General features: G+C 67.6%; 19 protein-coding genes. 6 read left to right on the top strand and 13 right to left on the bottom strand.

Translation table 11 applies throughout. The features are described 5' to 3' along the window. Positions 1–2: 2 nt before the first annotated feature. The 10 genes from WC971_01710 to WC971_01665 all read right to left on the bottom strand — a co-directional run bounded on the left by WC971_01710 (position 3) and on the right by WC971_01665 (position 8314). Complete coding sequence (locus WC971_01710; protein ID MFA5843529.1) at positions 3–713, bottom strand: MerR family transcriptional regulator; 711 nt, start codon at positions 711–713, stop codon at positions 3–5. Then, entirely contained in the window at positions 714–1163 is a 450-nt protein-coding gene (locus WC971_01705; protein MFA5843528.1) for an FHA domain-containing protein, read from the bottom strand. It abuts the gene before it with no gap. Between the two features lie 43 nt (positions 1164–1206). Further along, the gene (locus WC971_01700) at positions 1207–1467 is read right to left on the bottom strand and encodes a hypothetical protein (GenBank protein ID MFA5843527.1); all 261 of its coding nucleotides are present in this window, start codon (positions 1465–1467) and stop codon (positions 1207–1209) included. Positions 1468–1509: 42 nt separating this feature from the next. Continuing rightward, positions 1510–1833, bottom strand: coding sequence for a hypothetical protein (locus WC971_01695; protein MFA5843526.1), 324 nt, complete (start codon positions 1831–1833; stop codon positions 1510–1512). Positions 1834–1933: 100 nt separating this feature from the next. Next, on the bottom strand, positions 1934–2710 hold the full coding sequence (locus WC971_01690) for a lipoate--protein ligase family protein (protein MFA5843525.1): 777 nt from the start codon (positions 2708–2710) through the stop codon (positions 1934–1936). Positions 2711–2714: 4 nt separating this feature from the next. After that, the gene (gene gcvPB, locus WC971_01685; GenBank protein MFA5843524.1) at positions 2715–4214 is read right to left on the bottom strand and encodes an aminomethyl-transferring glycine dehydrogenase subunit GcvPB; all 1500 of its coding nucleotides are present in this window, start codon (positions 4212–4214) and stop codon (positions 2715–2717) included. Further along, positions 4211–5545: an aminomethyl-transferring glycine dehydrogenase subunit GcvPA gene (gene gcvPA / locus WC971_01680; protein MFA5843523.1), complete on the bottom strand. Its 1335-nt coding sequence runs from the start codon at positions 5543–5545 to the stop codon at positions 4211–4213. The genes gcvPB and gcvPA overlap by 4 nt, the downstream gene beginning before the upstream one ends. Before the next feature lie 4 nt (positions 5546–5549). Beyond that, on the bottom strand, positions 5550–5930 hold the full coding sequence (gene gcvH / locus WC971_01675) for a glycine cleavage system protein GcvH (GenBank protein MFA5843522.1): 381 nt from the start codon (positions 5928–5930) through the stop codon (positions 5550–5552). A gap of 38 nt (positions 5931–5968) precedes the next feature. Then, a complete protein-coding gene (gcvT, locus tag WC971_01670) occupies positions 5969–7078 on the bottom strand; it encodes a glycine cleavage system aminomethyltransferase GcvT (protein ID MFA5843521.1) in 1110 nt (369 codons plus the stop codon). Positions 7079–7096: 18 nt separating this feature from the next. Then, positions 7097–8314 (bottom strand): D-alanyl-D-alanine carboxypeptidase family protein, encoded by a 1218-nt coding sequence (locus WC971_01665; protein MFA5843520.1) that lies wholly within the window; start codon positions 8312–8314, stop codon positions 7097–7099. 148 nt (positions 8315–8462) lie between these two features. Between WC971_01665 and WC971_01660 the strand changes: the two genes are divergently transcribed. Continuing rightward, positions 8463–8810, top strand: coding sequence for a hypothetical protein (locus WC971_01660; GenBank protein MFA5843519.1), 348 nt, complete (start codon positions 8463–8465; stop codon positions 8808–8810). A gap of 30 nt (positions 8811–8840) precedes the next feature. Then, positions 8841–9659 (top strand): hypothetical protein, encoded by an 819-nt coding sequence (locus WC971_01655; protein MFA5843518.1) that lies wholly within the window; start codon positions 8841–8843, stop codon positions 9657–9659. On the opposite strand, the gene WC971_01650 is transcribed toward WC971_01655, so the two are convergent. From WC971_01650 to WC971_01640, 3 genes are read right to left on the bottom strand one after another with little or no spacing between them, the layout of a single operon-like run. Continuing rightward, a complete protein-coding gene (locus WC971_01650) occupies positions 9635–10087 on the bottom strand; it encodes an ACT domain-containing protein (protein ID MFA5843517.1) in 453 nt (150 codons plus the stop codon). The two genes, WC971_01655 and WC971_01650, sit on opposite strands and share 25 nt — an antisense overlap. Further along, a complete protein-coding gene (locus WC971_01645) occupies positions 10080–11384 on the bottom strand; it encodes a phenylacetate--CoA ligase (GenBank protein MFA5843516.1) in 1305 nt (434 codons plus the stop codon). The genes WC971_01650 and WC971_01645 overlap by 8 nt, the downstream gene beginning before the upstream one ends. A gap of 43 nt (positions 11385–11427) precedes the next feature. Then, positions 11428–13488, bottom strand: coding sequence for a VanW family protein (locus WC971_01640; protein MFA5843515.1), 2061 nt, complete (start codon positions 13486–13488; stop codon positions 11428–11430). 566 nt (positions 13489–14054) lie between these two features. On the opposite strand from WC971_01640, the gene WC971_01635 reads away from it, so the two are divergent. The 4 genes from WC971_01635 to WC971_01620 are packed head-to-tail and all read left to right on the top strand — an operon-like array spanning position 14055 to position 21461. After that, the gene (locus WC971_01635; protein ID MFA5843514.1) at positions 14055–18725 is read left to right on the top strand and encodes a cytochrome c3 family protein; all 4671 of its coding nucleotides are present in this window, start codon (positions 14055–14057) and stop codon (positions 18723–18725) included. Further along, positions 18722–20089, top strand: a complete 1368-nt coding sequence (locus WC971_01630; GenBank protein MFA5843513.1) for a cytochrome c biogenesis protein ResB — start codon at positions 18722–18724, stop codon at positions 20087–20089. Before WC971_01635 ends, WC971_01630 begins: the two co-directional genes overlap by 4 nt. Continuing rightward, a complete protein-coding gene (gene ccsA / locus WC971_01625; GenBank protein ID MFA5843512.1) occupies positions 20086–20910 on the top strand; it encodes a cytochrome c biogenesis protein CcsA in 825 nt (274 codons plus the stop codon). The genes WC971_01630 and ccsA overlap by 4 nt, the downstream gene beginning before the upstream one ends. Beyond that, positions 20907–21461, top strand: coding sequence for a hypothetical protein (locus WC971_01620; GenBank protein ID MFA5843511.1), 555 nt, complete (start codon positions 20907–20909; stop codon positions 21459–21461). Before ccsA ends, WC971_01620 begins: the two co-directional genes overlap by 4 nt. Position 21462 lies beyond the last annotated feature (1 nt).

Genomic DNA, 21462 nt, shown 5'->3' with positions numbered 1-21462 from the left:
GTCTAGCCGAGGTCCTCGAAGACCCGTCCGAGCGCGCGACGCGTCAGATGGCGCTTGAGGTCGGCCGAGAGTTCGGTCAGTTCGTGCAGGGTCTCGACCAGCTTCTGTCTCGTCTCGGGCGTGCGATGCCGGAAGGCCGGCGCGATGATCTGCGCGAACAGCGCCGATTCGCGCTCAGCGAAACCCTCGTACATGCGCAGATGCCTCGGCTCGACGCCGAACCGGCGCAGGTCCCAGCACGCATGGGCGATCTCGACGTCCGCGCGTGTCAGCTCGTCTCCGGTCTCTCCGCGAACCGGCGCGATGAGTCCGAACTCGGCGAGCTCGCGAAGATAGGTCATGGGCAGGCCGAGGACCGCCGGTGCCTTCTCGAGCGGAAGCGTCTCGGCTTCATCGAAGGGCAAGGTGACCGCCTCTGCCCGCGCCACGGCCGGGCGCAACTCCGAGGGGACCTTCCCCTTCTCGATGTCCTTGAGCTTCTCCCGGATCACCGCGAGAGGGAGGAAGTGCTCGCGCTGGAGACGGAGTACGAGATCGACGCGAGCCATGTCCGACTCGGTGAACTTGCGGTACCCGCCACCAGTCCGTTCCGGCGCGACGAGACCCTCTTCCTCGAGGAATCGCAGCTTGCTGATGGACAGGTCCGGGAAGGACTGCGAGAGCCGTTCGACGACCTCGCCTATGGTCAGGTAGTCACGTCGCTTGGGGGACATCTACCGGCCCCCTCCCGTGAGGACGATCATCTGGAACTTCCCGACCTGCACCGTGTCGCCGTTGCCCAGAGGAGCGGAATCCACGCTCACGCCGTTCACGTACGTGCCGTTGAGCGAACCGGCGTCGCGGATCGTCACACCGGCGTCGCCGACCTCGAGCACCGCGTGCTGCCGAGAGACGGTGACGTCGCTCAAGAAGATGTCGCACTCTGGATCGCGGCCGATCACGAGACGGGGCCGGTCGAGGTAGAAGCGCTCCCCCACCTCGGGACCCTTGCGGACGACGAGGACCGGGCCGTCGGAGTCTATCTCGACGTGCTCGGACTGTTCCTGCACGGGGGGCGCGACAGCAGGGAACGACGCCGTCGCGCCATCGAGTGTCGCACCGCATGCCGGGCAGGCACGCGAGACGTCCGGAGCCTCACACCCGCACGATGGACAGTTCTTCATGGCCTCACACCTGCCGTCCTCCGCCCGCGGCGCGGGCGGCGCATCAGTCTAGGAACCCGAACTCCCGCTTCTCGAAGGCGCTTGCGAGCTCCTGCTCGAGAGCGGCGACGATGCCGGGCTCCTCGAGGACCTTGCCCAGCTTCTCGTCGCTCAGCCGGTTGCGCACGTAGGGGTCGTGGAGCGCGTCGCTGAGTCGCCGACCGTTGTGCACCTCCCGGATCACGTACTCGACAACGTGCTTCTCGACCGGGTCGGTCGCCAGGTCGTCCATGAACGCTTGCAGCTTCTCCGTGAATGTCGACACGTGCCCTCCTTGCTGGTATGCGACCCGGTCCGGCTCGACGCGCTATCCGTCATCTTCCTCCGGGAGCGGCCCGGTCACGTCGACCCGGGAGACACCTCTCAGATCGGAGGCAAGGATCTGTATCAGCCTGTCGACGTCTCGTCCCGATATGGGCTCGCCGCCGCCCTCCCGTTCGTCCTTGAGGCGCCTGACGAGCTCCGCGCGCAGGATGTCGATCTTCCCGTGGAGGACCCTGCGACGGTAGCTGATCTTCTGCTCCTCGTCGTAGAGCCGATTCAGTATCTCGCGCAACTCGTCGTTCGTCCTCGCCTCGAGGCTGAGCAGCGCGTCATCCACCGACGGATCCTTGTCCGACTTGGCGTGCATGGACATCCACTCCCCCCGTCGGCGGCCCGAAGAAGAAGGACCGCCGATGCGCTCGACGTCGGGAACATCATACCAGAAGCCGACGACACGCGATGGGTATCTAACCCTTCACTTCAACCTTATGCGAGCGGAGGGTCAGCGCCTTCTCCTCCTCATCGTCGCTCAGACATCCCGGCTCGAGACGTACTCCGAGTGAGTACTCGAACCCCGCCACTACCGCGTCGCGCACGACGTCCAGTGCGGGCGCCTCGCCGAGGGCGTCGGCGAGTGTCGCGGTCGTACGCGCCAGCTTCGAGATACCATCCGGGTCGAGACGGAACACGCGCCCTTCGAGCAGGACATCACGCGTGCGCACGAACGAGCCATGCTGCACGCAGGTGTCGCCTTGCCAGCGCTGCGCGCTGCCCGAGAGCTTCGCGACTCCAAGCGAGAGGTCCGCCGTCGTCGAGTGGAGGTAGCACGCCGCGGCATCGCCACCGCGCGGACGGCGCGTGATATCGGCAGCAACACCGAGAATGCGGTAGGCCGCGACAAGCCCACCGCTGACGTGGCGGTAGCTGGCGGCAGTGCCACGCGGGACACCGTCGGCGGTGCCGGCGACGACGGCGTACGTCACCTCGTCGTCGTGCAGCACTCCCCGGCCGCCCGTCGGACGCCTCACGATCGCGACGCCGAACTCCTCGCACGCCTCGATGTCGATACCGTCGAGGGCCTGGAACCTCCCGAGGGACACGGTCGGCTTCTCCCACGCGTACAGGCGCAATGTGGGCGGTGAGGACCCCTCCGCCTTCCCGGACAGCAGGACCTCGTCGACGGCCATGTTCCAGGCGCCGTCGCGCGCCTCATGGGAGAGGAGCCGCCAGACGGGACGCCCCACGCCGTCAGTCCTCAGCGTCCGGCGAGGGCCGCCAGCGCAGGTCCGGGTGCTTTGCCGCGCCAGCCTCATCGAGCCGGCGAACAGGCGTCGAGTAGGGCGCGCCCACGACCACGTCCGGATGCTCGGCCGCCTCCACCGCGATAGTCAGCATGGCGTCAGCGAAAGCGTCGAGGGTCTCGAGGTCTTCCGTCTCGGTCGGCTCGATCATGAGCGCCTCCTCGACGATGAGCGGGAAGTAGACGGTCGGCGGGTGGAAACCGTGGTCGAGGAGCCGTTTCGCCACATCGAGCGTGCGCACCCCGTGCTCGCGTCGCATGCGCGCGCCCGAGAGTACGAACTCGTGCATGCACGTACGGTCGTACGGCAGGTCCCATGCGCTCTTGAGCCGCTCCTTGAGGTAGTTCGCGGAGATGACCGCCTGCTCGGACACCTCGCTGAGCCCTTCCCCACCGAGCGCGCGTATGTACGCGTATGCCCTGACCAGGACACCCACGTTGCCGAAGAACGAACGGACGCGACCGATGGACCGCTCGGGCGTGTGGAGATCGAGACTCCCGTCGTCACAACGGCGAACGAGCGGTCCTGGCAGGTAGGGCGCAAGGTGCTCGCGGACCGCGACGGGGCCGGCTCCGGGTCCGCCTCCCCCGTGCGGCGTGGCGAACGTCTTGTGCAGGTTGATGTGCAGGGCGTCGAAACCCATGTCGCCCGGGCGCGCCTTCCCCATGATCGCGTTCAGGTTCGCGCCGTCGCAGTAGGCCAGCGCGCCCACCTCGTGCACGGCGGACGTGATCTTGAGGATGTTCTCGTCGAAAAGGCCGAGCGTGTTCGGGTTCGTGAGCATGATCGCGGCTACGTCGGTGTCGAGCGCGGCCCCCAGCGCGGCGAGGTCGACCCCTCCGCGGGCGTCACTCGGAAGCTGCGTCACCTCGTACCCGCACATCGCCGCCGTGGACGGGTTCGTGCCGTGAGCGGCGTCGGGGATGAGAACTCGCTTTCGCGCGTCCCCCCGGTCCTGATGGTACGCGCGGATGCATAGCAGCCCGGTGAGCTCGCCGTGCGCGCCGGCGGCGGGCTGAAGCGTCACCGCGTCGAGCCCGGCGACCTCCGCGAGCGCGACGGACAGCCCGTGCAACAGCTCGAGGACGCCTTGTGCGGTCTGGGTAGGCTGGTAGGGATGCATGCGAGCGAACCCGGCGAGCCGCGCGGCGTCCTCTCCCACCCGAGGGTTGTACTTCATCGTGCAAGACCCGAGCGGATAGAATCCGGTGTCGACCCCGAAGTTGCAGGCTGCTAGCCTAGCGAAATGGCGCATGATCTCGCCTTCGGTCACGTGCGGGAGCCGCGGCGGTTCGCGGCGTACGCGACCGCCTAGCTCGACGTCGAGGTCTACCTCGGGGACGTCCAGCGGCGGCGGCAGGACGCATCGGGACTCGGGCGCGCCCAGGTCGAAGATCGTGCGCCCACCCGCTGTACGCTGCGCGCGCACCCTGTCGTCCGCGCTCACAGCGAGACCACCTCCGCGACGAAACGGTCCATATCCGCGCGGCTGTTCCGCTCCGTCACGGCGAACAGGACGAGACCGCTCCACGACGCCTCGAACACACCGAGGTCGAGGCCGGCGAGGATCCCGCGCTCCAGCATCGCGGCCTGCATCGAGGAGACATCACCTTCCCAGCGCAGCGCGAACTCGCGGGCGAACGGCGCGCCGAATCCCTCTGCGAACCGGCCGGTCCCCACGAGCGCGTCGTGGAGGTAGCGGGCCTTCGACACGCAGGCTCGTCCGACGGCGGCAAGACCCTCGGCGCCAAGCGCCGCCGCGTGTACGGTGAATGCGAGCGCGTTCAGAGCGTGGTTCGAGCAGATGTTGCTCGTAGCCTTCTCGCGCCTGATGTGCTGCTCCCGGGTCTGCATCGTGAGCACGAACGCCGGACGGCCGTCCACGTCCACCGTGCGGCCGACGATCCTGCCGGGCATGCGCCGCAGGTGCTCCTCCCTGCAAGCGAAGAGCCCCACGCCCGGACCGCCATACGAGACCGCGCTCCCGAGCGGCTGCCCTTCCGCGACCACAACATCGGCTCCAGCGATCGACGGCGGCTCGAGGACTCCCAGCAGCGCCGGATCGGTGGCGACGACGAACAGTGCTCCCGCCTCGTGCGCCGCCTCGCCGAGTGACGACAGGTCGTCGAGCGTCCCGAGGAACGAGGGGTCGGCGACGAGCAGCGCGGCGGCTCCTTCGAGAAGTCCGCCGAGAGCCGCCCGGTCGAGGACCCCGTCTCGCGACGGCGCCGTCGCGACGTCGAGAAGGCCGGCCGACGAGTACGTCCGCAACACGGCGCGCCATTCCGGATGCACGGTATCGGCGACGACGACACGTCTGCGTCCCGTCGCCCGCGCGGCCAGGAGGGCCGCTTCCGCGAGCGCCGTGGCACCGTCGTACATCGAGGCGTTGGCGACGTCCATCCCGGTGAGCTCGCACACGGTCGTCTGGAACTCGTACGCCGCCTGGAGCGTGCCCTGGGCCACCTCCGGCTGGTAGGGCGTGTATGCCGTGAAGAACTCCGGCTTCCGCACGACGTGCTCCACGACAGCAGGCACGTAGTGGTCGTAGCATCCCCCGCCGAGGAAGGAGACGAGGTCCCCGACATGCCGGTCGCGCGCGGCGAGCCCCTCCATGTGCGTGACGAGTTCCTGCTCCGTCATGCCGGCCGGCAGGGCCAGTGGTCTGCCGAGGCGAGCCTCGACGGGTATGTCGGAGAACAGGGTATCCGCATCGGACACACCGATACGGGCGAGCATCGCTTCGCGCTGCTCGCAAGAGACGGGGACGTGACGCACGCCGCTACGCCTCCTGTGTGATGAAGGCCTCGTAGTCGTCGGCGGTCATCAAGCCGTATGCGCCGAGGTCGCCCGCGGCCACCTCGATCATCCAGCCAGCGCCGTAGGGGTCCTCGTTCACGGTCTCGGGCCGTCCCGAGAGAGCGTCGTTGACCTTGACCACCGCCCCACTCACCGGCGCGTACAGCTCCGAGACCGACTTCACCGACTCGATCTCTCCGAACGTCTCGCCCTCGACGATCTCGTCACCCTCGGCGGGCAGGTCCACGTAGACCACCTCGCCGAGCTGGTCCTGCGCGAAATGCGTGATGCCGACGACGGCGTTGTCTCCGCTCGTGCGGACCCACTCATGCTCCTTCGTGTACAGCAGATCGCTCGGGTACATTCGCTGGCCTTCCTTTCGTTGTCGCGGCGGGCGAGGTCTCAAGCGACGGAGGGTCTCTCCAGAGACGTCCCTCGCACGAACGGCGGTCTCGTCACGACCGCCTCCGAGCGCCGGCCGCGTATGTCCACGGCGAGCATGGTCCCCGCATCAGCCAGGGACCGCGGCACGTAGGCGGTCGCGATACCGTGCTCCAGTGTCGGCGAGAACGTGCCGCTTGCTACGGTACCGACCTGCTCTTCGCCGTGCAATACGGGATACCCGTCCCGTGGGATGCCCGAAACAAGCGACAGCCCGACGAGCTTCCGGCGAGGACCTTCTGCGCGGATCGCGAGCAGCGCGTCGCGACCGGTGAAACCGCCCGTATCGAACGAGACTGCCCAGCCGAGACCCGCGGAGACAGGGTCCGAGTCCAGACCGATCTCGTGGCCATGGAGCGGATACCCCATCTCGAGACGTAGAGTGTCCCGCGCGCCGAGACCGCACGGCACCACCTCGGGGAAACTCAGGAGAACGCGCCACAGGTCCGCGGCGAGCGGCGCCGGGCAGAACGCCTCGACGCCGTCCTCTCCTGTGTAGCCGGTGCGCGCGAGCAACACGGGCACGCCTGCCAGCATCGCCTCGGCGACCCGGAAGCGAGAGGGGGGCTCGTGCTCGGGCCCGGCGATCTCCCGCACGACATCGAGCGCCCGCGGACCCTGGATCGCGATCAGCCCGGTGCGGTCGGACTCATCCGCGAACGCCGCGTCCCCGGCCAGCCCTTCCTGGAGCCGCACCGAGACCGCTGCCCGATTCGCAGCGTTCGCGACGACGAGGTACTCGACATCGCCGGTCCGATAGACGATGAGGTCGTCCACGACGCCTCCGTCTTCCGCGCACATGAGCGTGTACTGGGCGCGGCCGACCTCCGTCAGACGACCGATGTCGTTGGTGAGCATCGACCGCAGCCCGGCCGCGGCGCCGGGACCGGCCACGCGGAACTCGGCCATATGGCACACGTCGAAGACGCCGACACCCGTTCGCACCGCCCGATGCTCGGCCGTGATCTCCGCGTAGCGTACCGGCATCAGGTATCCCGCGAACGGGACCATGCGTGCGCCTAGAGCGACATGTTCTTCGTAGAGCGGCGTGCGCGAGAGCGCATCCATCATCGCAGTCGCCTTCCCTGACTAGCGGGCGACGGCCCGCCACGAGCGGACCATCGCGAACCATATCTTCTGTGCCCAAGTCGGACGCTCGACCTGTCTTGCCGCCTCGATCGGGACCTGGACGAGCAGCCGATCACCCTGGCTGACAGTGAGGGTCCCCAGCCTGCGACCGAGCGCCACGGGCGAATCCACCCCATCCGGCAGCGAGACCCTCGTGCCGACTCGGCCGGCAAGATCGAAGACCGGCACGGCAGTCGACTCCGATACCCGGGCCGGGATGGAGACGTCGACCCAGTCGCGCGCGGCGACACTCCCGACCACCACGCCCTCGGTGGTCACCTGGCGCCATCGGTAGTGCTCGAACCCCCAGTCGAGAAGGGCGACGGTCTGTCTGAACCGCGAGCCCTCGCTCCGCGCACCCAACACGACGCCGTAGAGCTCGACCCCGTCGCGTCGCGCGGCCGACACCAGACAGTAGCCCGCCTCGTTCGTCCAGCCCGTCTTCACGCCGATGAGCCCTTGGTACTGCCCGAGAAGGAGGTTCGACGTCTCGAGCCGCCGCGCCCCGCCGCCGGGGGCAGGCATCGTCGCGCTCACGCTCGCCACGATCCTACGGAACTCGGGGTCGCGCATCGCGTAGCGCGCGAGCGCGGCGAGATCCTCGGCGGACGTATGGTGTCCCGGCTCGTCGAGCCCGTGGGGGTTCGTGTAACGCGTGTTCCGAAGATCGAGCTGGTCCGCCTTCTCGTCCATGAGCCTGACGAACGCCTCGCTGGAACCGGCGACGTGCTCGGCCAGAGCTTCGGCCGCGTCGTTGCCCGAGTGGATGAGCATCGCTTCGAGCAGGTCACGCACGGTGATGCGTTCCCCCGCCCGCAATCCCACGCCCGACTCGCCGATGCGAGAGGCGCTCCTGCGCACGGTCACGACGTCGTCGAGTCGGGCGCGCTCGAGCACGACCACAGCGGTCATGATCTTCGTCGTCGACGCCATCGCCCTCGGACCGTCCGCGTCACGCGCCCAGAGCACGGTGCCGTCCGCCGTCTCGAGTATCCCTGCGGGACACGCGAGGTCGGGAGCGGACCTGCGCAGCGCGGCGTTCGAGCCGATCACGCGATCGCCCACCGTGTCCGTCCCGTTCACCACGGCCAACGCCGAAGTCGACGGCAGCGCGACGCACGCCAGTAGCGCGAGCGCGAACGATGCGACGCCGGTCCGGACACGCCGGGTGAAGGTCACGGACTCCCTCGCCTTCCGAGATCGTGGATCGGGTGGACTCGTATGACGCCGGTCGACTCCAATCTTGAGGAATCACCGGGGTACACCGATGTAATCATAGGTGAAACGCCGTGCCTACCGGCACGCGATGACGGACACAGGAGACCGGGTGACACTCGATAGGCGTCAGACGGGGGATGCCGGCTTCACTCTCGCCGAGGCTATGACGGTCGTCGCGGTCCTCGGCGTGCTGTGCTTCATCGTCTTCGCCTCCTACAGTTTCGCCGGAGAGACCACGCGGCGGATCGCGTGCACGTCCAACCAGCGGCTCCTGGAGAACGCCATACCGACATACCAGGCCGAGCACGAAGGACGGATGCCAGCGTCACTGTCCGAGCTCGCTCCGTACGTGCCCAAGCGGGAGGACGTCGACAGGTGTACCTCCGATCCCGGCCTGAAGCTCGGCTACGACCCGTCGACCGGCGACGTCACGTGCCGTATCCATCCGACCCCCTGAACTGAGATCCACGGAACTAGGAGGCATGGGTTGAAGTACTCGAGATTCGAAGCGCTCATGCTCGCGATCGGCTCCGTCGCAGTATTGGCCACGGTGATCGCGACCCTGCGCGAGGGTCCGACCTTCGAGGAGGCGGTCGCGCAGTCGCTTCTGCTCGTCGCGCTCGTCGGCGCGACGCACTGGGGTCGCAACGGAGGGTTCCTCGCCGCGGCCGGCGCGTCCCTCGCCTACATCGCGATGCGTATCCCGCTCGTGATCTCGACCGGGCTGACGGGCGATGCCGTCTCCCTTCTGCTGGTGCGGGTCGCCTCGTACGGCATCGTCGGCATCGTGGGCGGTGAGATCTGTGGACAAGTCAAATACCTCTTCGCCCGTCTGGAGGAGAGCAGCAACGTCGACGAGATCACACACGTGTTCAACGAGAGGTTCGCGGGACGGCTCCTCGCGACCGGCATCGGTAGGCACGTCCGTTACGACATGCCGCTCGCGGTGGTCTTCGTCACGCTCTCGCCGAACCTCACGGTCGAACTCCGGCCATCGCGCGAGCGCACCGTCCTCCGCGCGGTCGCGGAACGCATCCGCAACGACGTGCGCCTCGTGGACGACGTCGGGCGTCTCTCCGACGGGCGGTTCATGGTCATCCTGCCGCACACGGCGCATGACGGCGCGGCGATCGTCGCGGAACAGCTCGCGATGAAGGTGCGCGACCTGCTCGGCGCGCGCGATGAGTCCGTGACGGCCGAGATCCTGGCCGCTCCGGAGGACCTCGACGCCATGAACGATGCCGCCCGGAGATTCGGGGCACCGGCCCCGGAGCGGTTCGCCTACCCCGCGGCGTCGGGCTCGTAGAGGTCCGCGGCGTCCAACGTCCTCACGTCCGCGTCCGACAACGCGCGTCGCGCGACCTGCGGGTCGTCGACGCGGAAGATGTCGACCGCGGAGTCGCCTTCGGGCTCGACGAAGCAGTACGCGTACTCGACATCGACGCCGCGCGTCCCCAGCTGCTCGAGCACGTCCGCGAGACCGCCCGGCCGGTCCGGGACCACCACGGCGACGACCTCCGCCAGCGAGGCTCCGAATCCGGCAGCCTCCAGGGCGTTCCGCGCCGCGTGCGGGCGATCGCACAGTATGCGAGCGACGCCGTACTCCGCGGTGTCGGCGACCATCAGCGCCCGCATGTTGAACCCGCCGTCCCCGAGCGCGCGGCACACCTCGGCGAGCCTTCCGCGCTCGTTCTGGAGAAAGACCGAGACCTGCTCGACCATCGCTTCAGGCACCCCCTTCGGAACGCAGGTCGACGACCCGCTTGGCCTTGCCCTCGGAGCGCTGTATGGCCTTGGGCTCCACGAGCTTCACCTCGATGCTGATCGCCAACGCCGACTCGATCTCCGCCTTCACGCGACGCTGGAGCGCCGTGAGCTGCTTGATCTCGTCGAAGGCGATGTCGGGGCCCACCTCCACGTGGACCTCGACGAAGTCGAGCGAACCGCGCTTGGAGAGCACCACCTGATAGTGTGGCGCCACCCCGGAGATGCCGGTGAGGACCTGCTCGATCTGGCTCGGGAAGACGTTCACGCCCCGCACGATGAGCATGTCGTCCGTGCGCCCGGTCACGCGCTCGATACGGCGGAACGTCCGCCCGCACGGACACGCTCCAGTGAGGACGCGCGATATGTCGCGCGTCCGATACCGGACGACCGGGATCCCCTCCTTGGTGATGGTCGTGAAGACGACCTCGCCTTGCTCGCCGTCGGAGACGGGCTCGAGGGTGTCCGGATCGACGATCTCCACGATGAAATGGTCCTCGAACACGTGGAGTCCGTCCTGTTGGGTGCATTCCGAGGCGACCCCGGGACCCATGACCTCCGAGAGGCCGTAGATGTCGATCGCGGTCAGGTTCATCGCGTCCTCGACCTGGCGGCGCATGTTCTCACTCCACGGCTCCGCGCCGAAGACGCCGACGCGCAAGGGCAGTTCGCGAACGTCGATGCCCATCTCCAGCGCGGTCTCGGCGATGAGCAGCGCGTAGGAGGGCGTGCAGGCAAGCACGGTCACGCCGAAGTCCTTGAGGATCTGGACCTGACGCTTCGTGTTCCCACCCGAGACGGGGATGGTCAGCGCGCCGAGACGCTCGGAGCCGTAGTGCGCGCCTAGGCCGCCGGTGAAGAGGCCGTAGCCGTACGTGATCTGCACGACGTCGTCGGGCGTGGCGCCGGCGCACGCGAAGGTACGCGCCATCAGGTCGCTCCAGCGGTCGACGTCGCCCTTCGTGTAACCCACGACGGTGATCTGCCCGGTGGTCCCCGAAGACGAGTGGACGCGCACGATGTCCCGCATCGGCACGGCGAACATCTTGTACGGGTACGCCGCGCGAAGATCGTCCTTCACCGTGAATGGCACTCGCGAGAGATCCTCGAGTCCCTTCAGGCTGTCGGGGTCGAAGCCGGCGGCGTCGTATTTCTCGCGATAGAGCTCCACGTTGTCGTAGACGCGACGCAGAGTCGCCCGGAGACGTTCGACCTGCAGCGTCTCCAGCTCGGCGCGAGGCATCGCCTCGAGTTCGGGCTGGTACATCGTCCTTCCCCCTCCCCTCCCGCGCTCCGGGCGGAACGCGGGATCAGCCGCCGGTAGGCGTCGGATTCGTCGAAGGCCGAGGCCTCGTCCCGACGCGGACGACCTGCTCCACGGCCTGGTAGATCGACGTGAACGAATCGCGCCGCACCACCTTGCCCGCCGCGTCACGCACGACCCTGCGGACGACGACGCGGCGGCCGTCGATGCCGGGCTGCTCGATCACGCGGGTGCCGACCGTCAGCGTCGCGTCCTGTACCTCGCGCACGGTGAACCGGTGGACGTCCGTGAACGGCCCGGTCTCGAGCGAGACGTCATATCCCGGCTTCGTCCCGTACAGGCTGACCGTGAGTGACGACGATGTGAACGACGCCTTGAGCAGGACCCACTTCTTCGTGTCGTTCTGGAACCTGAAGTCGGGTCCGCCCCACGACACGGTCGCGTCACGGCCCTTCGGGTAATGGCTGATGTACTGGGAATGGTTGTGACGCTCGATCACGGGCAAACCGGAGAAGAACACCGTGTTGAACACGGTGGTCCCGACCTGGCAGATGCCACCACCGAGCTGCGGGACGAGTCGGCCCTGTACGATCGCAGGGGCCTCCACGTAGCCCTTCTGTGCGGTCCGCTCCCCGATGTGCTCGTTGAAGGAGAAGGTCTCGCCCGGCGCGATAAGGGCTCCGTCGAGAGCCGTCGCGAGCAGATGGATGTTGTTCACGCGAGGCAGGTTGCCCGACGAGTAGGTGGTCGAGAACGTCGATATCCTCTCGCGGATGCCCAGGGTGCGCGCCTTGGCCGTGCTGAGCCCGGGCTCCACCTGCGCAAGGCGCAGGGTCGCGGTGCGAACGCCGCCCGCGATCAGCACCTCCCGCAGGTCGCGCGCGAGAGCGGACATGTCGACAGCGATGCCTACCTGCGACGGGACGATCGTCACCTGCCCACCTGATGTCCGGAACTCGGCGTCGCGCGGTACGCGTCCAAGACCCTTGGTGAGCGGTCCGACGGTCCGCGACACATCCTGCGAGTCGAGGTATGCCACGAGCCGCATCCGGCCCTGGGCCACAACGGCGTCCGAGGTCTGGGCCGCGGAACTGGGGGCCGCGCTCGGGGTCGCGAACACGGTCTCGTCGGGGGCGGCGAACGGGATCGCCCGGAACTCGACGCATCCGGCGACGCTCGTAGCGGTCAGCTTCCAGATGTGTTTCCCGTATCGCAGACTCACAGGGCCGGCGACCATCGCCTCGGCATCGTCGACGGCGCCTTTCGCGTCGGCGTCTGTGACGCGCACGGGATCCGAGACGACCGGCAGTGCGACCTCGCGGTCCGTCGAGAGGAACGCGGCGACCACTTCACTCTCGGCGCGACGGCGATCGAGCCTTACCCCGATGACGGCGGGAACGAGCCTCACCCTGGTCGCCTCGACCGAGATGGTCGCATCGCGCGGTGCCACATCTACGGAGGCGGAGAAGCCGTCGAGCATGGTGTCCGTCTTCGCCCGATCCACTGAGACCCGAGCTTGGAGGCGCACGCCGCCCGTCCATGCGACCCAACGGTCGCGCGCACGGGTGATGAGATCCCCGCGCCGTCCGACGTCCATCGCCCGCGTCACGTGGACGTCGACGTCGAAGGTCGCGCCCACCTGGCCGGCATCGACGTTCCAGTCGCTGCCGCCGGATGTGACATGCACGGCTCGCGTCAATCGCCCGCCGAGGACCGACTGGAGCGTCGAGCGCGCCTTCTCGGGCCGCATGCGTCCGACGGCGACCGTACCCACGCGCACGCCCGGGTGGATGCGGCCGTACGAAGCCACAGCGTCGAACAGGACGAGCAGCACGGCGATCGCGACCAGCACGGCCGGGACGCCCAACACCCACAGGATCCAGACCGGCAGAACGGCGACGTGTCCGCGCTTCTCGCGCCTCGAAGGTCGCTCGGGCTCCTGGTCGCCGGGGGCCGGGTCATCAGGCGGCCACAGCGGCCCGCCTGATGACATCTCATCGTCTTTCCGCAGGTCGGCGAAGTCCTCGTATCCGGCCATCGTCTCCCGTCCGTCTCCGTCTTGGGAGCGCCGCTTCGCGCCCCACGACATTCTGCCATACAGCGCCATGCCGCGCGCATACGAGCCGCGAAAACCGGACCCTTGCTCCGATCATCCCGCACAGCCGACAGCCCTGTTCGGGGGTTCGGAGGACTACGAACCCCCGAACAACATGTGCTACGGAAAGCCGGATGCGAGGGTCCGATCGTCGAGGATCCGCTCCGTGATCGCCCGTGCAGGCACCTGTGAGCGCTCCGAACGCAACGCTCTACCTCCTGTCAAGCCTTATACTCAGCGGTGTCTCCCCTGCATTTCCCGGAGACCACTCCCGCCGTCGATCCACCGAAGCAGACCGTGCCAACGGCGCGTCTGCGCGCATCATCACAATTCGGCGGCTCGCCGTCGGGGAACGGACGCCACGCTCACGCGCGTGCGCGGATGCGCACGCGACATGTTACTTTGGCCTTACCTTTGCTAACCTTAACGTAGGGCGTGCCGGACCCGCAAAAGTCCTGGTAAGACACCGAAAACCATGCTATAACCGATGTGCACGCCTGGCGCGAGGTTTTGTGCTGCGCTGAAAGTGCCGGGAAGACGGACGATGAACCACCAGACCGGGTGGCCGGTCATCGCACATGGACACACCGCTCGACCCCAAGGAAGAGAGCGACACCCAGACGCGGACCGCGAACGGCGATCTGCCGAAGAAAGACGTACCCGAACAGGCCAGACGTCCGCGAGACCTTGTCGTCCGCGTCCATGCACCGCTCTCGCCCCCGTCTCCCCGCCTCGACGCCCGCTGGCGCCGCATGCTCCTTCCAGTCGCGAGTGGACTCGCCCTGCTCCTCCTGGCGGCCGCGGTAGTCGCGGGCATCGCGCTCTTCCGCCCGGCTTCGCCAGCACCGTCCTCCGCCGAGTCCACGGCACCCGTCGACAGCCTCGGCCCGACAGTCGCCAGCGCCGTCGCCGTGAACGGACGGACGATCGACATCGTGTTCAGCGAGTCGATCGACCCCAACACCGTCGACCCCGGCGACTTCGCCGTGAACACGGGCTTGGCGGTTTCGGGTGCGGTCCTGCGACCCGACGGCCGGACCGTGCGGATCGGTTCCGACCTGCAGAAACCGGGCTTCCCTTATGCGGTCGGCTGCGTCGCGGGATCGGTGAACGACACCCATGGCAACGGCAACATCGAGCCGAACATCGCGAAGTTCGCGGGGTTCGGAGCGACCGGGGGTACGCTGCGCGTCACCCACGCGCCCCTCAAGGACCGCCCGAACAGCTCCATCGCCAAGCGCCCCAGCGACGCCGCGGCCGTCGAGGCCTATCGCCTTGCCGCCGACGGCGGCGATGTCCAGGTGAACGGCATCACCCTGCGAGGTCTCGACTCCGGTGACGCCCTCTACTCCGATGTCGCGGAGGTGTGGCTGTTCGGCGACAACGGCGACGGGGCCCTGCGCACCGACGGCAGCGACAGACAACTCAGCCAGAACCGCGCATTCACCGGTTCGCGATCGGGTTCGACGGTCACGTTCGGCGACATCCAGTTGAACATCCCCATGGGAACGCATATGGACGTCTGGGTCGTACTCCGGATCGGACCGATGGCTCGCTCGGGGCGCTCGGTGGGCATCGCCCTCCGCGACGGTGATATCCGGACCTCCGCCGGACGAGTCGCACCGTTCGGCAGGCTGACCTCCTCCGCGAACGGGAACACGCTCGTCGTCGACGCTTCGGGCCCGGTCATGGAAGCGGCGCAAGCCGTCGACAACTCCCACGTCGACGTCATGTTCACCGACGTTCTCGATCCTACGACGGTCAACAGGAACGATTTCTACGTGAACTCCGTTCGACCGAACCGCGCTTCGCTGCAGCAGGACGGACACACCGTCAGGCTCACCGTGAGCCGCCCGATCGACGTCAAGACCGTGAAGATCGCGTACTCGTCCGGCGCTCTCCAGGATCTCGCGGGGAACCCGAGCATGGCGGGCGGCTCCTTCACCATCCTCAGCTACACCCCTCAGGTGGGCTCGCAGGACACCACGCCTCCGACGATCCCAGGCATGGTCACCGCGGCGACGGGGACCATCGCGCCGCTGGTGGCGACCGTCAGCTGGAACGCGTCCTTCGACAGCAACGGCGTCGCCGGTTACCGTGTCTGGCGCTCCTCGAACCCCGCGACGGATTTCGCCTCGGTCGGCGCAACGTCCACCTCGCCCTATCCGGATCGCGTGGGCATCCCGGGAGTGACCTACTACTACCGGGTCACCGCGTTCGACACGTACCAGAACGAGTCGACGATCTCCGCGGTGAGCAACGGCGTCATGGCCACGTGGACGGTCATCCCGCACAAGCAGACCTACGGGTCGGGCAACGCCTGCGCTCTCTGCCACGTGCCCCATCAGGCCGCGAGTTCCAGCAAGATATTCCGCCCTATCTCCACGTCGCAGAGTCCCGGCGAGACCGCCGTCTGCTTCGACTGCCACGACGGCACCGGCTCCACGACCGACATCAAGAACGGTGCCTCCGACTCCTTCGGCCTCGGTAGCGGTCACTCGGTCGAGGAGAGCGGCACCGGCGGCGACCTCACCGACGCTTGCAGCGGCTGTCATGCCGCTCACCGCGATCCGACGACGCGACCGAAGTTGTGGAAGAGCTCCGCCAACGGCACCACCCTCACAGCCGGGGGCAACCAGTGGTGCTTCGCCTGTCACAACGACGCGAACAGCTGGTATCGTGGGACGTATCCGACAGCGTCCCAACCCGCGACCGACGCGACCGGCTACCCGGTCGCGGGCACGTATCCAGGGAAGACGAACTACCTGAACACGACGCAGAACCGGCACGCGCTCATCCCGTCGTCCACAATCGGCCAGGACGCGGGGGACTGCCGTCAGTGCCATGCCGCCCATCGCGGCCCGAGCGCGTACGACGGCCTGCTCGCCGAGTTCCGCCCGCCCACAGCGGCCACGCTCTCCGGCGACCAGAACAACGGAAACTACGCCGCGGCCTGCTTCCGATGCCACGACGGCACCCCTTCCTGGGTGGCTAGCGGAGCGGTGAACATCAAGCAGTTCGCGACCTCCGCCGGCACCGGCGGTCACCGGATCATCACCGCAGGCGGCAAGTTGCCCGTCGGTGCCCCCCTTCCTTGCTACGACTGCCACAACCCCCACGGATCGACGCGCGGGAACAAGATGCTCATCGCCGACACCCTCGGCGCGTCGCTCGACACCAGCACCACGGTGAACCTCCGCAGATTCTGCTTCACGTGCCACGCCACCAGCGATGGACGGGTCTGGAACAGCGTCACGGCCTCTTACACGGCGGTCGCGTCGAGCATGACGGTCGAGGGCCTGCGGCGTGACGGGACTGGCGGCAACGCGCTCAAGATCCCCGCATACGCCGGTGCCCACGAATCGACCGCGACCGGCACGACCTGCGCCACGTGTCACGGGAACGATTACGGAGCCGGCGGCAGCAACGTGCACGCGCCGTCGGGCGGCGCCAGCAACGGCAACATCAGTTGCTACGGCTCCGCGGGAACGGGCTGCCACTCGCCGTACAGGGACTACATGGAGGACGGTATCGGCGGGGCGGTCGGGAACTTCAACACCAACTACTACCACCACGTAGTCGGTGGCAGTTCCGGCACCTCCGACGGTGACTTCGCCGCGTACAACGGCACGTACCCGGGCCTGAACAGCACGGTCACGCCCGACGTCTACTGCGTCTCCTGCCACGCCGACCACAATTACTTCAACTCCAACAAGGGCGCGAACCTTCGCTCGGCCATCGGATCGGCCGGATCGGTCACGACGAACACCGACTTCTACGGCCAGGCGCCTTGGGGTATCTGCGTCTCCTGCCACGCCATCTCGCTCACCAGGGACAACACGGACCAGAAGCTCGACACGTCGACGATCACGCCTTCGATCAACGGGACCGGTTTCGCCTCGTCCGTGCACAGCTACTCGGTCGACGCGACCATCAACGGTTCGCCGTTCAACGCCAAGTGCGTGAAGTGCCACGACGACGAGACCGCCACGACCCACCAGACGACCTCCACGTACCGGCCGGGCTTCGCCACGCACTACTCGGCGAGCACCCGGATACTGTCGGCGCTCGGACTCGCCTCCACTCCGCAATCCACCGAGGAGGGCGTCTGCTACAGGTGCCACAGCATCGTGGGCGACTCGACGGGCGGCGGCACGGCGAAGGGCACGAACGGTCTCGACTGGTACGGCGCCTACTCGATGAGGTCCACGGCGGCGACCATCTTCCAGCTCATGCAGCTGACCTACGGTCACAAGGTCGGGAACTACACCGGCGTCCACCTCCCGCCCTCGCGGGTCGAGACGATGGGCTACATCAGCAACAACAAGCACGTCGAGTGCGGAGACTGCCACAACGTGCACGCGTCGGGGGCGACGACCCATACGCTCGGCACGAACGCGGCCTCCGCCGTGCTGAGGGGAGTGACCGGGGCACGCGTCACGACCACCGCGACCAACTGGACGACGGCCACGCTCAACGCCACCGCGACCGCCACGAAGGAATACGAGATCTGCCTCAAGTGCCACGGCTACGGCGCGACCGGCTCCACGGCAGGCAACACCCGGCTCGCCTCGTGGGACGCCTCGTGGACGAACCAAGCGCTCGAGTTCAACACGAGCAACCAGTCGTACCACCCGGTCCTCGGCCCGCTCCTCGCGACCGACCCGGGCGCTAACGGGTCGAGCAGGCTCACTGCGGCCACGCTGAGTAACGGCTGGACACCTGGCATGACGATGTATTGCTCCGACTGCCATGGCGACCCGGCAGGCTCCCCGCAGGCACAGGGTCCGCACGGCTCGACGGTCAAGTTCATGCTCAAGGGACCGAACCGCTCGTGGCCGACGAGCAACGGGGTCCTGTGGAACCTCGGTGCCAACCCGGTGAACGGGTTCTTCCTCGACGGGATCTTCTGCCGCAACTGCCATCCGCTGCGCATCGCGGGCACCAACTCGGCGGCGAGCTGGTCCGGGAACACGACACACTACCAACACTCCGGACCGCAGTTGTCGAGCACGGAGTGCATCAGGTGCCACATCCTCGTGCCGCATGGCGGCAAGATGTCTCGCCTGATCGGCGACCGGGACGGGACCATGCCGGCTCGCTACGCGTACCAGGGGAACGTCTCGAACAACTGGATCAACGCGTTCGGCAAGACCGCGACGGGCTCGTACACCGCGAGTTACTGCTACAGCACCTACACGGCCTGCACGACACACACGTCTAACGCACTCGCGAACGAGAACTGGTGACGGAGGAGCGCATATCCGCACACGCTTCACGTCGGCCTGCAGGCCAGCGCGCCGGGCGACATCGCATCTCGACTCTCCTGCTCTCCAGGCGGACCGCTCTCACCGTGATGCTCTCGGGCATCGCATCGGTGCTCGCCGGTTACCTCGTGCCTCAGCGCTTCTCGACAGACCCCGCCGAACTCACCCGCTGGCGCGCGAGCCATTCTGCGATCGCAGCGGCGGTCCGAACGCTCGGTCTCGACCATGTCTACTCGACCTGGTGGTTCGCCGCGCTCGTCGCGCTCTTCCTCACGGCCCTCGTGAGAGCGACCGCTCACCAGGTCCGCGCGGCCGCTCGACGCACCCGGAGCGGGGTCCGAATGCCGGACACGGCGTGCGCGCCGATGACCTCCGATCCGGCATCCCTCGCGTCCGGCTTGCGACGCCTCGGCTACATGCGCGTGCGGAAGGATGATGTGGCCGCTCGCTTCGTGAAGCACCCGTGGGGGTATTGGGGCGGAGTGGTGCTGCACGCGGGAATGGTGACCTCGGTCGCCGCGGCCCTCGTATTCGTGCTCACCGTGCAGCGCGGCACCGTCCACCTCTACGAGGGAGAATCCCTCAAGCCTGGCGACCCCTGGGGCCGCGAGGAGCACGGCACACTGGCGAGACCGCTGCTCCTGCCCGGCGTGCTGCGCGTCGACTCGATCCACCCGGACTACTGGACGAACGACGACCTGAGGCAGCTCACCACCAGACTCACGCTCGCGGGCTCATCCGCTCCTCGCCGCGCGTCCGTCTCGGTGAACCGGACCGCCGGTTTCGACGGCGTGGCCATCTTCCAGTCCCAGTTGTTCGGACACGCGTTCGGCGTGGAGCTCCGCGACGCCTCGGGAAACGTCACGCCCGTCCTCATGGAGGTCGCCGCGCCGCGCCGCCGCAACCTTCCCTCCTACGCCGACTTCGAACCCCGGGGGATCCCATACCGGCTGCGGGCGAAGTACTACGCCTCGGCCGCCCGGGACTCCATGACCGGGGAGCCCTCACTGACCCTACGTCTGACGTCCGGCTCCCGCGTCATCGGACAGGCGACCCTCGTGCGCGGACGCCCGGTCCGCATCGGACCGTACCAGGTGACGCTGCGCGAGTCCGCATGGTGGACCGAGATGGTCTTCGCGCGCACGCCCGGAGTGAGCGTCATCTTCCTCGGCTTCGGCCTGATACTCCTCGGCGCCTTGCTGGTATACGCGACCGCGCCCCGGGAGGTCATCGTCCGCCAGCGCGAGAACGGCATGGAGCTGGCCTGGAGGGCATGGCGCTTCCCCGACTTCTACCGCGAGGAGTACGCTAGAATCGTTGCTCTGGCATCTGGAGGCGACCGATGAAGGAACTGCTTCTCGAGACGTCGATACACTGGGCCGCCGTAATCGTCTACGTCGCCGCGACGATCGCGAACGCGACGGGCCTCATCTTCCGGAAGCCGCGCATCGAGAGCGCGAGCTACATCGTCGTGCTGTCCGGTCTTCTCGTCCACAGCGGCGCCCTCGCCCTGCGATGGATCGCTTCGGGTCACGGCCCCTACATGGTCCGCTACGAGGTCCTGTCTTCGAACGCCTGGGTCGCGCTCGCCACCTTCCTCGTCTTCTCTCGGCTCTACCCGCGGATCAAGCCGGCGAGCATCGTCGTCTTCCCCGCGTCGTTCCTCATGATCGCTCTCGGGCTCTTCTTCAACCCGGCCATCCGGAGATTGCCACCCAGCCTGAGCGGCATCTGGCTCGTGCTGCACATCGGCTTCTACAAGATCGCTCTCGCGACGATGATCATCGCCCTGGCCTTCTCCGTCCTCTACCTCTGGAAGAAGCATCGCCCAGCCCCCTGGCTAGACGTCTTCCCGGACCCGGAGACCATGGACCGCTTCGCGTACCGCTTCGCGGGGTTCGGGTTCACGTTCTGGGCTATCGGGATGCTCGCCGGGTCGATCTGGGCCTACCACGCGTGGGGCAGCTTCTGGAGCTGGGACCCTGTGGAGACGTGGGCACTCCTGACTTGGCTGGCCTTTGGCGTCTATCTGCATCTCCGGCGCTTCTTCGGCTGGAAGGACGAGAGGGCCGCGTACCTGTATATCGCGTGCTTCGGGCTGGCGCTGCTCACCATCTTCGGGACGTCGCTCATCGAGGTCTCGCTACACTCGGAGTATTTCCGGTGAGACGCAGACCTGTCTCGACGATCGCCGCGGGTCTGGCGCTCGCCCTCGCGATGACAGGGTGCTCGGGACCGGCCACCGTGAAGTCCGGGTCCGCCGGGCTCTCGGAGCAGGAGCGGAGCATCCGCAGTACCGTCACGCTCTATAACGCCCTCCTTGCCGAAGGCTACGCCCGGCAGAACATGTCCGGGCTCGCCAAGGTCGCGAGCGAGGACCAGACGTACACCGAGTACCTCCACATGTCCGCGATCGGCGAGATGAAGCGACGGCTCGTCTCGACCCTGACCAGCATGACGTTCGAATCCGTGGCGGTCTCCGGGACCGCAGCCACCGTACGCACTAGAGAGACCTGGGACTACGAGCAAGTCTCGATCGCCAAGGCAACGAGCGGCACGGTGCAGCTCAAGGAGCACGACGTCGTCTACCGCCTGACCTATTCGCTCGAGTTGCGGAAGGACCGCTGGATCGTCACGGCCGTGGTCGACACCGACACCGGCGCCGGAGCCGGCTCGAACGCACGCGAGTCAACGCCAGCGACCGCGTCGGCACCATGAT

It is taken from the genome of Coriobacteriia bacterium (assembly GCA_041658765.1).
Taxonomy (GTDB): Bacteria; Actinomycetota; Coriobacteriia; order Anaerosomatales; family JBAZZO01; genus JBAZZO01.
Note: the sequence above shows the minus strand (reverse complement) of the source record. Positions and strands in the feature narration are given on the sequence as shown.